Here is a 15,060-nt window from a genome sequence, read left to right as displayed (position 1 = left end):
CGCCAACCCCCTTCGACCGCGGCTCGAACTGAGGGAGCTCCGGCCGCGGCGGCCTGAATGCGCGTCAGAGCGGGTGCTGAGCCGGGTGCTGAAGCTGTCGCAGGTTGTAGAACAGCGGACCGCAGGTCGGTGTCGGCGCGTAGAGCCAGGAATGGGCGGCGAGTGGCTCGCTCCGGCCCGACTCGCGGTGCAGGGCCTCCATCCACTCCGGCAGAGAGTGTCCGTCCGGCAGCCCGAGAGATCGACCGAGCTGGATGTCGGCCTCACGGAGATCGGCCGCGGCTGCCTCCTCGGTTCCCTTGTACACATTGGGGCCCACCGTGTAGCGGAAATCGTGGAGTGTGCAGGCCATCCACGCCTGGACCGAGAGCAGCGAACGCGGAAGCAACGCGCAGCCGACCGAATAGAAGGTGCGCTTGAGAGCACGGGTCGCCGTGGAGTGGGACTCGTCGGCCAGTGCACGATCACGCAGAGCACTGAATTCATCGAGCGGTAGCGCGGAAATCTTCTGGTACAGACCCAGGGTGAACCGGGCGCCGGGGTACTGGTGCGTGGGCCCACCGTACACGCTTCCGTAAGCAGACTTCAGGGCGGATCCGTTCGTCGATCCGCTGGGGGCGACGTAGGAAGTCATGGTCACCTCGCTCGTAGGTTCGCCTCTGACGATTGGCATTCTTTCTAGCGGTGGAGCGTGCGAGGTGGAGTGGCCTTCTGGAATTTTCGCCGCAATTTGATAAGAATCGACCGATGGTAAAGTAAATGTAAATCAACGGGATCGGGGGCGGATGACGAGGTCTTCATGGTGTGCCCGGCGCGAGCGACGCAGGGCCGTCCTGCCTGGAGGTCTGCATGTCATTGGAATCCACGGAAATGGGGAAGCTGCCGGGTGCCACCGGCGTCGGCCCGGACGCGGAGTCGCTTCTGGAAGCCGTAGTGGGAAACGAGACCGTGTCCGAGGAGGCTCTTGCGGAACTGGCCCGCCGAGCCGGCTGGGCGCCGTCGGCCACCGTTCAGCCGGTGGCTCTCGCCGGGGCGACCGGTGTGCCGCTACCGGTGCTTCCCCGCACCCAAGCTCTGGTGCGCGGCGACACCTCTGCGCCGTACTTGCTGATCCCCGATCCCGGCGAGGACACCGCGGGCATGCTGGTCCGGGCACTGCGCGGGCGGCCGGCCGCGGTCGGACCAGCCGTTCGGCTCGGGGAGGTGAGGTCCTCGCTGGGCTGGGCGCGGAAGTTGCTGGCGCTCTTCCCCGAGGGGGACATCTCCACGACCCGGCTCATGCATGTCGAAGACCACCTTGTCACGTTGATGATCCTGCAGGACCAGGAGCTGGCACGCTTTCTTGCCGCGCGGTGGCTGCACCCGCTGGAGAGCAGGACCTACACACAGAGCCAGCGGATCGTGGAAACCCTTCTGACCTGGCTGCAGTTCGGCGGGCGGGCGCCGGAGACTGCTAAGGCACTAGGGGTCCATCCCCAGACTGTCCGCTACCGGATGCGACTGATGGAGGGGCTGTTCGGAGGCGCCCTGCGTGATCCGAGGCGACGCTTCGAGCTGGAGCTCGCGGTGCGTGGCGGTCGGCTGATAGCGGAGTTCCGTCACCGCCAGTACCTCGCGCGCCGGCGTGCGTTGCGTGAGGCGGAAGGCTCTTTGCCCCTGCGTGGCCACGGGCGGGCAGGCGTCAACGGCGTGTGAACGGCAAGGCGGGATCGGCCAGTTGGAGCACTTCCGCAAGTCATCGGCGCCGGGTCTCGCTGGACCACTGGACCCGGGCGTGGTCGACGAGCGTGGCGAGCAGGCGCCGGACATCTGCTCGGCTTCGGGCGTCAAAGAGCTCTACATGGACATCGGGAGCCAGATCGAGCGCCGTGCGTACCTCGTCGGCCGGGTGGCGCGGCGAGTCGTCGAAACAGTTCACGCCGACGATGAAGGGGATGCCGCGCGATTCGAAGAAGTCGACGGCTGAGAAGCACTCGGCGAAGCGCCGGGTGTCCGCCAGGATCACTCCGCCGAGCGCGCCAATGGCGAGCTCGTCCCACATGAACCGGAACCGGTCCTGGCCGGGCGTGCCAAACAGGTAGAGGGCCAACCCCTCCCGGATGTCGATGCGCCCGAAGTCCATGACGACGGTCGTCGTCGACTTCGTACGCACCCCTGTGGTGTCGTCGACCGAACGGCTCGGAGCTGTGAGTCCCGCCTCGGTCCGCAGGGGCCGACTCTGACTTACGGCACTCACTAACGTCGTCTTCCCGACGCCGAAGCCCCCGGCGACGAGGATCTTCAGGGCAACGGGGTGGTCGGACGCCCCATAGTCGGACGACCCATATGTGCGTGGTGACCTATGTGTGACGGGCGAGGAGGGGCGGCCGTCGTCAGGGCGGGCCGAGGGCATCGATGACTTCCTTAAGGGTTTCGTCGCCCGACAGTTGGGCGGGCGCCGCTGGATGAGCGACATGGATAAGGCCGGCGGTGTGCAGGTCTCCCAGCAGGACTCGGAGCACACCCAGCAGCAGCCCGGCCCTGGAGGCGAGCTCGGCAACAGTGACCGCGCCGTGCGCGCAATACGCGAGGATGAGGTCGTACTCGGGGCCGGACGGCGGATCGAGCAGCAGCGTGGAGTGTGGTGGGTCGGCCAGGACGACCGTGGCCATCAGATCCAAGTGCGGCGCGCCCGGCGTGTGGGTGCGCCCTTGTGTCAGCGCGTAGGGCCGGACGGCCGGGCTTGCCTCTGGCTCGGGGTCTTCCGGGCCGCCGCCCGCCCAATGGCGCGCCGGGCGGCCGGTGTTCACCCGGTCCATCCCTGAGCGGCCGGGTCCACCACTGCCTCATTGCGCGGCGCGACAGCCATGTGCTCACCCATCCGCTTGACCAGCAGGGCCATCTCGTAGACGACCTGGCCGGCGTCGGCGCTGGGGCTGCTCAGCACGGCCAGACAGCTGCCGTCACCCGCCGCTGTGACGAACAGGAACGCATCGGCGTACTCGATCATCGTCTGGCGGACTTGACCGATGTTGAACTGGAAGCCGGCGCCCCGCGCCAGACTGTGGAACCCGGAGGCCACGGCAGCGAGGTGCTCCGCGTCCTCCCTGGTCAGCGCGGATGAGGCGCTGGTGACGAGTCCGTCGCTCGAGAGCAGGAGAGCGTGCCGGACATCGACCACGCGTTGAATGAGGTCGTGGAGCAGCCACCCGAGATCGGTGGGCGTTGAGGGAGTGGTGGTCACTGCGGATGTCCCTTTCCAGGCTGTGCGGGTGTGGGGTCTGGGGTGCGGTTCTTCGGACCGCGGGGTGGCAAGTCGGCTTGGGAACCCAGGAAGGATGTGCTGCCACGAGGTGCTCCGGCGTCGGCCCGGCCGGCCGCAAGGCCGCGTTGATACGCGGAGAACGTCGCGCGTGCCGCTTCCGGGCCGGGAGCTGTGCCAACGGCCGCGGTGGCGTCCGCCGGTGTAGGGGAAGGCGGAGTTCCGGGTATCGGACGCGGCTGGCGCACCCGGCGCGGGAGCGGACGGACGTCGGTGTCGGGGCGGGGGAGGCCGCCGCGTGTGCTTCCTTCGCCCTGTCGTGGCACGGCCGGGAGCCGCTCGATCTCGGGCGGTCTGGTACCGGAACGCCGATGAGCCCCGGAGCGTCGCTGCGGCCCTCGCGCGCTCGCATCCTGTGCGGCACGGCTGGTGTCCCCGTCGCCAGAACCCAGCGAAGGAGCGGGGGAAGGTACGGGAACCGAGGGCCGGGCCCCGTCACCGGTCGTTGTTGTGTTCTCGACGAGCAGGCACTCCGGGATGAGCACGATGGCGCACGTCCCGCCGTATGGGGACCGGCGAAGCGTGACCTTGACGCCGTGCCGGTGTGCCAGCCTGCCGACGACGAACAACCCCAGGCGTTCGGCCTCCACCCGGTCGAACTCCAGGTCCTGGGCAAGTCGTCGGTTGGCGTCCTCCAGCGCGTCAAACCGCATGCCCAGGCCGCGGTCGTTGATCTCGATGACGTAGCCGTTGGCGACTCGCTCGCCGTGGGCCGTGGCCTGGGTGTGCGGCGGCGAGTATTGCGTGGCGTTCTCCAGGAGCTCCGCGACCAGGTGCGTCACGTCGGCGACCGCGGGCCCGATGAGGGAGGAGTCAGGGAACGGGCGCAGCGCGATGCGGGTGTAGGTCTCCACCTCCGACACTGCGGCGCGGACCAAGTCGAGCATGCGGATGGGGTGTTGGGGGCCGCGTCGAGGCGATCCACCGGAGAGGACGATCAGCCCCTCTGCATGGCGTCGCATCCTGGTCGTCAGATGGTCGAGACGGTAGAGCTGGGCCAGCTCGTCCGGGTCCTCGACCAACCGTTCCATCTCGTCGAGCACGGCGTGCTGGCGCTGCACCAGGCCCTGACTCCGGCGGGCCAGACTGACGAACACCTCGGATGCCGCCGTGCGCAGCTCGGCCTGGTTGACCGCTGCCTCGACGGCCGCAAGACGTACGACGTTGAAGGCCAGGGCCACCTGACCGATCTCGTCGCGGCTGACCTCAAGCGCAGGCACGGCCTCCTGCCCATCCACGGATTCACCGCTCCGCAGTCGCTCCATGACCTGCGGGAGCCGGTGGTGAGCGAGGTCCCGTGCCGAATCCCGCAGCCGGAGCAGCTGCTTGACGAGTCGACGGCCGAGCAGGACCGACAGCAGGACAGAGACGCCGATGGCGAGCAGACTGATCCCGCCGGCTGTCATATTGCCCTTGCTCAGACGGTCGGCGTCGGCGGCCGCCTGGCCGCTGACGCGCTCGGCGAAGGCGGTGTTGAGCTGCCCCAGGGACCTCTCCACGGTGCTTGCCGTCGTCCGCCACTCGGCGAGGTGCGGAAGACTGTGCGTCAGGCCGAAGTCGTTTTCGAGGAAGGCGTCCTCGTACTTGCCCATGGCTCCCCAGGCCGACTGACGCGTCAGCTGGTCGTAGGCCGGCCGGTCCGCCCCGTGGAGCTCGGGCAAGTAGATGCCGAAGAGCAGCCGGTGCGCCTCCACGGCGTTGTCCAGGATGCGCAAGAGTCCGGCGTCCGGCTTTGCCTGGCTGCTCAGGACGGTCAACGCCGCCTCTTCTTGGGATACGTACTCCTGTGCCCGGTTCAACTCGGCCAGTACAGCCGCACGTTGGGCGAGCCGGTCCGCCTGAGAGCCCGTGAAGGAGGTCCGGAACCGGAACATGGTGGAGATGAGAGTGCCGTAGCGTTGCGTGACGTCGCTGACGGAGGCTGTCCCACCGCTCACAGCCTGCCGGAGGTCCGTGAGTTGCCCGACGGCACCGAGGAGGGCGCTCAACGCCTTGCGCTGCTCGGCGTCGAGCGCATCGGACCCATCGCCCTGCGCATGTTCGCGAATGGTCTCCACGAGCCGGTCGGACTGCTGCCCTGCCTTCAGAAATGTCTGATCCGCACCCTGCGCGTCGTGGTTCGCGAGGTACGCCACGGCGGCCAGTCGTTCGGCCTGAAGCCCCCTCGTCAGGCCATCCACCGGGGCGCCGAACCGCTGGTAGGAGTCGCTGACCGAACGCAGCCCCCACACGTCGTTCGAAACCGTGGCCTGGGAGTAGCCCCACAGGGCGATCAGAGCGGCCAGCGGGACTGCGATGACCGCGATCATCTGGGTACGTATGGACATGCTACGGAACCGCATGGAGCCCTCGCATCTCGGAATTCTGAGGTTCTCGGCAATGAACAGGCCGTCGGAAGGTGCGTGTCCGAATAGGAGAGCCGAGGCCGAATCCGGTCCCGGCGTTTTGCCGACTCTAGACACAGATGGCGACGTGTTCACAGGCTGAGACGACACGAATGGGGCGACGGGGACAGGGTTTGTCAATCAGGAGACAAATCCTGCGACATTGCTCGGCGCCGAGGTACGCCGTCTGTAGAGTGCCTCACCGTGAAAGGGAGGGTCTTGCATTCCCTTGATGGCGGTTCCGCTGGTGACGGATGTCGTGGCGTTCAGACGCCGAGCGCCGATGCGGGACGATCGGGTTCTTCTGCGAGCCGCCGCAATGCTCTTCTTTCGATCCGCGTGCGCGGACGGGTCAGCTTTCTTTGCTTGCCCCACCGGCCGCGATTCATGTGCACCGTACTGCCGATCGGCCGAAATTCCTCCCGCATCAATCGTCAGGAAATCCAACCGAAGGAATCGGTATGGCCATGTCGAAACACGCCCGGAGTCCACGGGCGAAGGTCGTAAGCCTCTCCATCGCCTGCGGGCTGTCCCTGGTAGGGGCCGGGCTCCTCGCGAGCAACGGGTTCGCGGCCGAGCCTGCCTCACCTGCCGTCAACCCGGCCGCCGCGGCACCCACGTCGGGCCTGCCCACGCCCGATCACGTCGTGGTCGTGATGTTCGAGAACCACCGGGCCAGTCAGGTGATCGGCACCTCGTCCGCCCCCTACTACAACCAACTGGCCAACAGGGGAGCGCTGTTGACCGCGTCCCACGCCATCACCCACCCGAGCCAGCCCAACTACTTCGCTCTCTTCTCGGGGTCGACGCAGAAGCTCACGAGCGACACGTGTCCGGACGCGAACTCGCTGAGCGGGCCGAATCTGGCATCCGAGGTGATCGCCAAAGGCAGGACCTGGGGAAGTTACAACGAGTCGATGCCCAAGGACGGTCCCACCAAGTGCCACCCCAGTGGCAGCACCTTCTGGCGGAAACACAACCCATGGTTCTCGTTCAAGAACGTTCCGGCGGCTACGGCGCACACCTTCGCCGACTTCCCGCAGAGTGACTTCAGCAAGCTCCCGACCGTGTCGTTCGTGACGCCGAACATCAACAGCGACATGCACAACACCACCGTGCAGTACGGCGACACGTGGCTGAAGAAGAACATGGCGGCGTACGCGAACTGGGCGCAGGCGCACAACAGCCTGCTCGTCCTCGACTTCGACGAGGACGACCACAAGGCCCACGACCCCATCGCGACCGTCTTCTATGGGCAGCCGGTGAAGGCGGGGAGCAAGTCAAGCACCACGTACGACCACTACGACCTGCTCCGCACGATCGAGGACATGTACGGCACCACGCATGCCGGGAACGCGGCGTCCGGCAAGGACATCACCGGGATCTGGGCGGCCGACAGCGGCAGCGGTTGTACCGGGAAGTAGCGATGTATCTCGCGGACAGCCGACAAGCTGACGGCGGCCGCGCCGTCGGCCGGGGTTCCCGCCCCGGCCGACGGGCCGCCGCCGTTTCCTCCACCGTCCTCGCCCTCGGGGCCGTCAGTCTGATCACCGACGTCTCCTCCGAGATGATCACGGCCGTGCTGCCGCTGTACCTCGTCTCCGGACTCGGTACGAGCCTCCTCGGCTTCGGCGTACTCGACGGTGTCTACAACGGGGTCACCGTGCTGGTGCGGCTGATAGGAGGTCGGCTCTCCGACCGCCCCCGAGTCAGTCACAAGGCTGTCGCCGTCGTAGGCTACGGCCTTTCGGCCTTGTGCAAGCCCCTGCTGTTGATGGCTCACAGCCTGTCGTTGTTCGGGGCCGTGCTCGCCGCCGACCGGACGGGCAAGGGGCTGCGTACGGCGCCGCGCGACGCGATGATCTCGCTCGCCTCCACCCCGGCGAATCGTGGGCGCGCCTTCGGCGTTCACCGGGCCATGGACACGGCGGGGGCACTGCTTGGCCCCCTGACGGCCTTCTTCATCCTGCGCACCACCGTTGACGGCTACGACACCGTGTTCACGGTGAGCGGATGCGTCGCGGCCCTCGGCGTCATGGTGCTTCTGCTGTTCGTACCCGGCAGACAGCGGTCGCGGGCAGGGACCAGCGACGCGGCCGACAGCGACGCCGAGGACACCGACCCCGCCATCGTCCCGTCCTCAGCGGGCGATCAGCGCACTCAAGCCGTGCGCGAACTCGTGCGCAGGCCGCAAGTACGCCGACTGGTGGCGTGCGCCGTCCTGTTGGGGCTGACCACGGTGAGTGACTCGTTCCTCTACCTGTCGTTGCAGCGCGCGCTTCACCTGCCCGAAGCGTGGTTCCCGCTGCTGCCGCTGGGCACGGCGAGTGCGTTCCTCCTGCTCGCTGTACCCGTGGGCATGGTGGCGGACCGCATCGACCGGAGAAGACTCTTCCTGATCGGCCATCTCGTACTGCTCTGCGCCTACGGGGTGTTGATCGCGCCGCTCGGTACCTCACCCGTGGTGGCGGTCGTGGTCCTGGCGCTGCACGGCGGGTTCTATGCGGCCACGGACGGCGTGCTTGCCGCGGCGACCGCGGACGCAGTACCGGAGGCCGTCCGAGGGACCGGCCTGGCCGTCGTTCAGACCGGCCAAGCCGGTGCGCGCTTCCTCTGTTCCATCGGCTTCGGCTCAGCCTGGGCCGCCTGGGGCGACCGCAACGCTCTCGCGGTCGCCGCCGGCGGGCTTGCGCTCTCGGTGGCCGTCTGCTCCTGGCTGCTGCGCCGACACCACCCCTCACACGCACTGGAAGCCACATGCTGAACAGCACAACACGTCGCCTTGCCGCGCTCTTCGCCGTCTCGCTGCTCCTGCTGGGAGTCGCGGTGGCGGCGACGCTGCATGGACGGAACCGTGCGGCGGCTCAAGCACGCGCGCAGACCGGCGGGCCGCAGATCGTGGCGGGTTCGGTGGCGCTCGACAGTCCTGGGCGGATGCTCTTCCGCAGCATGGCCAAGGGGCCCCACCTCGACGAGCTCGTCTCCGTTCCGGCGAACGACCCGACGGGGACGCGGATCGCCTCAGGCGTGAATTGCCTGCGCTTCCATGCCGCATCGGGAACGGGCGTCTGCCTGCAGGTCGTGCATCACACACTGAATGACACCTACCGCGCCGTTGTGCTCGACGACCATCTGCGCGAGAAGCGCCGATACGACCTGGCCGGCGTCCCGACGCGGGCACGCGTTTCCGCGGACGGGCGGATGGTGGCCTGGACCGTCTTCGTGGGCGGCGACTCGTACGCGACCACCTCGTTCTCCACCCGGACCTCCATCCTTGACAACCGGACGGGAGATTTCGACCAGAACCTGGAGGATTACCGCCTCATTTTGGACGGACATCCCTACAAAGCGGCGGACGTCAACATCTGGGGTGTGACGTTCGCCGACGACGACCACCACTTCTACGCGACGATGGCAACCGGCGGGAAGACGTATCTGGTGCACGGCGACCGGCAGAAGAAGACACTCACGACGATGAAGCAGAACGTGGAGTGCCCCTCTTTGTCCCCGGACGGCACCCATATCGCATTCAAGAAGCGAGTCGGCTTCGGTGACCCGGACGTGCCTTGGCGGCTGTACGTGCTCGATCTCCGGACCATGCGCGAGACGGCCACCGGAGAACAGCGCTCGATCGACGACCAGGCCCTTTGGCACGGCAACAATCAGCTCGTCTACGACCTTCCCGGCGATTTCGGATCGGATCTGTGGACGGTGCCGGCCGACGGGACCGGGAAACCGCGGCTTGTCACTCCATCGGCGCTCTCCCCCGTCTACACCCCGTGACGGAGCGGGCGATGCTGTGCGTGGAATCTGCGCAGGAGAACGCTTGATAACCGTGCCCACGCCGTCTGAGGTATGGCGGACCTCTTACAGCGAAACGCCGCAGTCTCGACGATGCAAAGCTTGAGCAAAACGCCGGGACGGTTCGAGGCCGAGACTCTCTCTTCGACTGATCCCGCCGCTCTCGGCGGCGGGACGGACAACGGTACGTCGATGAGGTGGAGATGCAGGCCGACGACGAGGGAACGCGGTCGATGTCGAGCGCTCAACGTGGCGCCGCCGATTTACTGGACGAACACCTCCCGTTGATCGTCGAGGAACTCGCCGGGCTGATCCAGGCGGAACTGCCGCGCCCCAGCATGCACCCGGGCGGCGCGAGCGACGCCAAGATCCGGTCTGTCATAGAACGTGCCGTTGCCAGAGTCATCGACGGCGCCCGGGCTGCCTCCAAGGGGGGAGTCCCGCCCCAGGGCGGTCCGACGGCGGCCAGGCAGCCGCAGCGGCATGGTGTCGGTGCGGGACCCGCCACGGTGCGGGGGACTCTCGCCGAAGCGCTCGTCAGTGCACGAGCCGTACCGGACGCCAAACTGGACGACCTCGCGGGGCTCGCCGGCTGGCCGCTTCCGGACCGGATCCAAGCGGTGGCGCTGCCGGTCCATCAAGGCGCTCCGCCACCTGCCCTCCACGGTGTGGACGTGCTGGTCGGCTGGGACAGCGGAGCCCCGTACTTGCTGATACCCGACCCGCAGAAGAGCACGCGAGCCCGGCTCCACGCATCGCTGCAAGGCTTGTCGGCCGTGGTCGGGCCCGTTGTGCTGCGCAATGAGGTAGGCGTATCACTGCGGTGGGCGCGTACCTTGCTGACAGTGACGCCCCGTGCCGGATCGGGGGCCGAGGCGCAGCCGGTCTACGTGGAGGATCAGTTGCCGACCCTGATCCTTCTCCAGAACGAATCCCTGACCCGGCTCCTGGCCCGCCGATGGCTCCGCCCGCTGAACGAACTGACGCCACGGCAGAAAGACCGCATAGCCGAGACGTTGCTCGCGTGGCTGGAGGGCGGAAGCAGTGCCGAAGCGGCCCGCAGGCTACGCGTTCACCCCCAGACGATCCGGTACCGGATGCGGCAGATAGAGGTTCTCTTCGGCGAGGCCCTCCACGACCCGCAGAGCAGGTTCGAACTCGAACTGGCGCTACGCAGCCGAGAGTTGTGGGCAGTGCGTGCGAGAAGGCGTCGCAACGTGCCGAAGAGGCGTGAGTGACCTTTTCGACCGGGGAGTCGGATCCGCAGCCCTGGACTCACTCCATGTGAATCCGGGGCTGCGGCTGGGCTGCTCGTCGAGTGGGATGCCGGCCGGTTACGTCAGCGGTGCGTGCAGCTGCTGATTGAGGGCGGTCAGATCCTTCATGGCTCGGCGGCAGCCGACGCAGCCGGACAGGTGTGTCTCGAGCAGGCCGATCTGGCGACTGCCCGGCCGGGGGCGGCGCAGGACGGCCGCGATCAGGGGCGCGTACTGCAGGCACACCTCGTTGCCGGCTGCCTCCTGGGCGTGAGCGGCGAGGTACGCCTCGCGCAGCGCCTCTCGGGCGCGGGCGGCGAGCGACGTCACGCCGCTGGCAGTCAGGCCGAGCAGGGCCCCCACCGCAGCGGTGGATTCCCGTTCCACCACGGTGTGCCAAAGGACCGCCTGCCAGCGGTGGGGCAGCGAGCGGAACCCGCGAAACACCAGACCGGTGTCCTCCCGCCGCATTGCGCTTTCCTCTCCGTCGTCCTGCTTCGACGCCGCGGCACCCCGGCCCAGCCGGTTCTCCAGGTCGTCCGAGAGCTCGACCCTGCGGGCCGCAACGTCCCAGGCGGCTGCGGCGTTGCGTACGGCAACGAGGAGGTAGGGCCGCCAGGACGACTCGGGGCCTGCTCCTGCGCGTACCGCGCGGATGGTCTGGGTGAATGCCTCCGATACGAGGTCTTCGGCCGTGTGGGGATCGCGACAGTGTCTACGCGCGTAGACACTGACCATGGGTCGGTGACGTACATAGAGCTCGGTGAGGGCTGCACTGCCGTCCGAGGCGCGCATCGAGGCGGTGAGTTCGGCGTCGGTGAGTGCGGTCGGTGGAATGTCGCTCTGAGGCGTGTTCTTGCACATGTCTGAAGGGCAGATCCGACTCGCCGGCTGCCTACTCCTGCCACCGGGCGACGACGAGGGCATCCGTAAGGAGTGAGGCGTCCCTCCGGTGTGCTCGGGCACGGTCCGTCATGGCTTCCTGCAGGACGCGCTTCACAGCGATGTCGGCTCCGGTGCTCTCGGTGACGAAGTGGTGGATGCCGGGGCGCCCATCGCTGCTTCGCGTGGGCAGGGTCACGGCCCACATGTCGCCGGTCGCACGGGGAGGCCCGTACAGCTCTGACATGAGCGAGGGGGGCGGTGCGTCTGCCGGGCGCGGCCCGGGGACTGCGAATCCGGTGGTCGGCGCTCGCTGCTCGCCGTGGTCTACGGGGTCGATGGAACCGAACGGGGCAGGCACGGTCGCTTCTCCTGAGAGTGTCGGGATCAAGGGGAACTCTTCGCCGGACCGACCGGGCTTCCCTGCCGGACGGGGCGGATCGTGCGTCAAGACTCCTCCGCGGGGCGCATACGCCGCGTCCCTCCCGGGATGACACTTGACGCCCTCCCGGGGTTAATCCTGTGCCTCGGGTACTCCTGGAGATGTACTCGGGTACGGGCCTCGTGGGTTTCTACGTGCTGTGCACCCGGTCCGAACGGGTGCCGCTGGGTGGTTCGACTTACTGTGAGAGCGTGCGCTGGTGGTTGAGGGACTGGCTGGGGGCTGCGGTGGTGTTCGCCTTGGTCATCGCCCTGCCCATCCTGTTCAAGGGCCAGCAGCTGTCTTGGACCCAGGGCATTGCCGCCACCGTCGGATGCGGGGCGCTGGTGGTACGGCGACGTCGGCCACTGGTAGTCCTGTGCGTGGTGCTCGCGGCCACCCTGGTGTCCATGTACTCGGAGGAGCTGGTCTTCCCGATGGCGCTGATGACCATCGTGGCGCTGTACCGGGTCGGGCGGTCCTGTTCCCTCCCCGTAGTGGTGACCTGTACATGCATCTCCGTCGCGGCCGTGTACATCACGACTGACCTGGCGAAGGACATCGAGCACTTCGACGTGAGCAGCGCCAATCAGCTGGGCTGGTTCGTGGTCGCGGCGGCCGCTGGGGTCGTCGTGGAGAACCAGCACCGGTTCCGGACGGAGGCCGATGAGCGGGCCGCACGGATGGAGCAGTCCCGCGAGGTCGAGGCGCGGCGCCGGGTGAGTGAGGAGCGGCTGCGGATCGCCCAGGAACTGCACGACGTGATCGGCCACAACATCGCGGTGATCAACGTTCAGGCCGGTGTCGCGTCGCATCTGATCGGCACCCGGCCGGAACGGGCGCAGGAGTCGCTTGAACTGATCCGCCTGGCGAGCAGTGGCGCGATGGAGGAGATCCGCACCACGCTCGGCCTCCTGCGCGCCACCGAGGGAGAGGGGCCGCCCGCGGAGCCGGCGCCCGGTTTCGAGGATGTTCCAGCGCTGGTGAGCAACGCCCGCGGTGGTGGCTTGGAGGTCACGTACCGTCTGCTCGGCGATGGCGGACAGGTGCCGGTGGTCATCGGTTCGACCGTCTACCGGCTGATCCAGGAGTCATTGACCAATGTGGTCAAGCACGCGGGCCCCGGGGCGCGTGTGGACGTCGGGGTCCGGATGTACCGCGGTGGCCTTGAAGTCACCGTCGAGGACGACGGTGAAGGCGCTGGAGGCCAGGGCGGGGGCTCCGGACTGGGATTGCAGGGCATGCGGGAACGTGTGGAAGCGGTGGGAGGAACTTTGCAGACCAGTCCGCTCCGGCCCAGGGGGTTCCGTGTGATGGCGCGCATTCCGACGGAGGCACCGTGAGTGTGAGAGTTCTGCTGGCCGATGACCAGGTGCTGGTACGGGCCGGATTCAAGGCGCTGATCGAATCCGAACCGGACCTCGAAGTGGTGGGCGAGGCCGACGACGGAGCGGAAGCCGTCGAGCTGGTCCGAGCCGAGCATCCGGATGTCGTACTGATGGACGTCCGGATGCCGGTCATGGACGGCATCGCCGCCACCGAGGCGATCTGCGCCGACGACAACCTGGCCGGGGTGAGAGTGGTGGTCCTGACCACCTTCGGGCACGACGAGCAGGTCTTCACCGCCCTACGGGCAGGCGCCACCGGATTCCTTATGAAGGACACGGCACCTGCGGAACTGCTTGCCGCCATCAGGACAGCGGCCGTGGGTGACAGTCTTCTGCTGCCCCAACGCACACGCCATCTCATCGAGGGATACACCCGAGGCCGCCCTCCCGAGAGGGAGCGCCGGACTCCCGAACTCGACGCACTCACCGACCGTGAGCGCGAGGTGCTGGCACTGATCGGGGGAGGTCTCTCGAACGAGGAGATCGCCGAGGCGCTGACGCTCTCGCCGTTGACGGCCAAGACGCATGTGAGCCGAATCCTCACCAAGCTCTCCGCCCGGGACCGCGCGCAACTGGTGGTCGTGGCGTACGAGAGCGGGCTGCTCGTGCCCGGCGAGCGAACCGGGGACGTGTGACTCGCCCAGTGGACAGGGCAGTTGATGGCTCCGCAGTACCCGGTCAGTGTTGAAGTGCCGACGACAGCGAGAAGTTCGCGAACTGGGCGCTCTCGGTCTTCTTCGGCCCCCACGACGTGTCGTGGCCACCGAAGAACGTGGAGAAGAAGACGCCCCCGAACGGGATCTTGGAGATGCCGGAGGCCGCGTGCTTCGCGGCGAGGACCTGCTTGCCGTCGAACCAGACGGTGATGTCTCCGGTGGCTCGGTTCACGAACTGCTCGGCCGTGTGCCAGTGGTTGTCGGCGGTCCACTGCCAGTTGCCCACGCCGAGATCGACGCCGTAGCCGGTGGGACCGGAATTGGTCGGGGTGTAGAGGTAGAGCTCACCATCGTTGGGGTAGCACTTGGCGCGGAACATGTAGCGAGTCGACCAGCCGTTGCCGTGCGTACCGCCGGACTCCTGGCCGATGACTCCGCCGTATAGTCCGGGCAGCTTGCCGCCCTGGCCGAAGTCGAATCCGATGGGGAACTTCAGGCTGTACTTGAGGTCGAGCGTGGCCGACTTGGCCAGGTCGGACCGCCCGAGCTTGGTGAGGTCGGTGTAGAACTGGCCGCCGCCTTTCGTGCTGCAGTTGGTGCACGAGTTGGACGACGAGCCCTTGCCGTACGTGACTTGGAGCGCGGAGCCGTCGCCGGGGGCGGTGGAGTCCGAGACCTTCTTGAGGTCGGCCTGGCCCCAGGCGCCCTTCGGAGCCACGCCCCAGGACTTCTGCCAGGCGGCGGAGTTGTATCCGGTGAACTCTCCGGTCCAGGTGGCGTTTGGGGCCGAGGTGGCGGAGGCCGTGCTCAGGGACGCCAGCACGGCGGTGGTCGCGGCGGCTGCCGCGGCGGCGAAGGTGACGCGGCGGCGGTTCCAGGCTCCGCGCGCATGGGATATCGGGGTCATCATGCTCCTTGAGGGTGAGTGTGTGGTGTCTGGCGGGAAGTGGTGTCCGGCCGGAGCTTCGTGG

15 protein-coding genes are annotated in these 15,060 nt (G+C 67.6%); 7 read left to right on the top strand and 8 right to left on the bottom strand.

Annotated elements, in window-relative coordinates; genetic code table 11:
* Positions 1-64 precede the first annotated feature (64 nt).
* Entirely contained in the window at positions 65-634 is a 570-nt protein-coding gene (locus ACSHXC_RS08625; RefSeq protein WP_438291011.1) for a hypothetical protein, read from the bottom strand.
* Between the two features lie 215 nt (positions 635-849).
* Here ACSHXC_RS08625 and ACSHXC_RS08620 point away from each other — a divergent pair, with 215 nt between their 5' ends.
* Positions 850-1,695 carry a PucR family transcriptional regulator gene (locus tag ACSHXC_RS08620; RefSeq protein ID WP_438291010.1) on the top strand — a complete coding sequence of 282 codons (846 nt, stop codon included), beginning with the start codon at positions 850-852 and terminating at the stop codon, positions 1,693-1,695.
* A 40-nt stretch (positions 1,696-1,735) separates the two neighbouring features.
* Here ACSHXC_RS08620 and ACSHXC_RS08615 read toward each other — a convergent pair whose 3' ends face one another.
* From ACSHXC_RS08615 to ACSHXC_RS08600, 4 genes are read right to left on the bottom strand one after another with little or no spacing between them, the layout of a single operon-like run.
* Positions 1,736-2,392 (bottom strand): GTP-binding protein, encoded by a 657-nt coding sequence (locus ACSHXC_RS08615; RefSeq protein WP_438291009.1) that lies wholly within the window; start codon positions 2,390-2,392, stop codon positions 1,736-1,738.
* Positions 2,373-2,789: a DUF742 domain-containing protein gene (locus ACSHXC_RS08610; RefSeq protein ID WP_438291008.1), complete on the bottom strand. Its 417-nt coding sequence runs from the start codon at positions 2,787-2,789 to the stop codon at positions 2,373-2,375. The genes ACSHXC_RS08615 and ACSHXC_RS08610 overlap by 20 nt, the downstream gene beginning before the upstream one ends.
* The gene (locus ACSHXC_RS08605; RefSeq protein ID WP_438291007.1) at positions 2,786-3,223 is read right to left on the bottom strand and encodes a roadblock/LC7 domain-containing protein; all 438 of its coding nucleotides are present in this window, start codon (positions 3,221-3,223) and stop codon (positions 2,786-2,788) included. The genes ACSHXC_RS08610 and ACSHXC_RS08605 overlap by 4 nt, the downstream gene beginning before the upstream one ends.
* On the bottom strand, positions 3,220-5,628 hold the full coding sequence (locus ACSHXC_RS08600; RefSeq protein WP_438291006.1) for a nitrate- and nitrite sensing domain-containing protein: 2,409 nt from the start codon (positions 5,626-5,628) through the stop codon (positions 3,220-3,222). The genes ACSHXC_RS08605 and ACSHXC_RS08600 overlap by 4 nt, the downstream gene beginning before the upstream one ends.
* A gap of 518 nt (positions 5,629-6,146) precedes the next feature.
* Here ACSHXC_RS08600 and ACSHXC_RS08595 point away from each other — a divergent pair.
* The 4 genes from ACSHXC_RS08595 to ACSHXC_RS08580 all read left to right on the top strand — a co-directional run bounded on the left by ACSHXC_RS08595 (position 6,147) and on the right by ACSHXC_RS08580 (position 10,724).
* Positions 6,147-7,109 carry an alkaline phosphatase family protein gene (locus ACSHXC_RS08595; protein ID WP_438291004.1) on the top strand — a complete coding sequence of 321 codons (963 nt, stop codon included), beginning with the start codon at positions 6,147-6,149 and terminating at the stop codon, positions 7,107-7,109.
* Positions 7,110-7,111: 2 nt separating this feature from the next.
* A complete protein-coding gene (locus ACSHXC_RS08590) occupies positions 7,112-8,449 on the top strand; it encodes an MFS transporter (RefSeq protein WP_438291003.1) in 1,338 nt (445 codons plus the stop codon).
* Entirely contained in the window at positions 8,443-9,468 is a 1,026-nt protein-coding gene (locus tag ACSHXC_RS08585) for a TolB family protein (protein WP_438291002.1), read from the top strand. Before ACSHXC_RS08590 ends, ACSHXC_RS08585 begins: the two co-directional genes overlap by 7 nt.
* A gap of 221 nt (positions 9,469-9,689) precedes the next feature.
* A complete protein-coding gene (locus ACSHXC_RS08580; protein ID WP_438291001.1) occupies positions 9,690-10,724 on the top strand; it encodes a PucR family transcriptional regulator in 1,035 nt (344 codons plus the stop codon).
* Between the two features lie 96 nt (positions 10,725-10,820).
* Here the strand turns inward: ACSHXC_RS08580 and ACSHXC_RS08575 are convergent, their stop codons facing one another.
* Entirely contained in the window at positions 10,821-11,606 is a 786-nt protein-coding gene (locus ACSHXC_RS08575) for an RNA polymerase sigma factor (protein ID WP_438291000.1), read from the bottom strand.
* Positions 11,607-11,637: 31 nt separating this feature from the next.
* Entirely contained in the window at positions 11,638-11,985 is a 348-nt protein-coding gene (locus ACSHXC_RS08570) for a hypothetical protein (protein ID WP_438290999.1), read from the bottom strand.
* A 203-nt stretch (positions 11,986-12,188) separates the two neighbouring features.
* Between ACSHXC_RS08570 and ACSHXC_RS08565 the strand changes: the two genes are divergently transcribed.
* Positions 12,189-13,388: a sensor histidine kinase gene (locus tag ACSHXC_RS08565; protein WP_438290998.1), complete on the top strand. Its 1,200-nt coding sequence runs from the start codon at positions 12,189-12,191 to the stop codon at positions 13,386-13,388.
* Positions 13,385-14,068, top strand: a complete 684-nt coding sequence (locus ACSHXC_RS08560) for a response regulator (RefSeq protein WP_438290997.1) — start codon at positions 13,385-13,387, stop codon at positions 14,066-14,068. Before ACSHXC_RS08565 ends, ACSHXC_RS08560 begins: the two co-directional genes overlap by 4 nt.
* Positions 14,069-14,111: 43 nt before the next feature.
* On the opposite strand, the gene ACSHXC_RS08555 is transcribed toward ACSHXC_RS08560, so the two are convergent.
* Positions 14,112-14,999, bottom strand: coding sequence for a polysaccharide lyase (locus tag ACSHXC_RS08555; RefSeq protein ID WP_438290996.1), 888 nt, complete (start codon positions 14,997-14,999; stop codon positions 14,112-14,114).
* Positions 15,000-15,060: the final 61 nt, after the last annotated feature.

The sequence above is a fragment of the Streptomyces sp. HUAS TT7 genome (assembly GCF_051550175.1).
Classification (GTDB): Bacteria; Actinomycetota; Actinomycetes; order Streptomycetales; family Streptomycetaceae; genus Streptomyces.
Note: the sequence above shows the minus strand (reverse complement) of the source record. Positions and strands in the feature narration are given on the sequence as shown.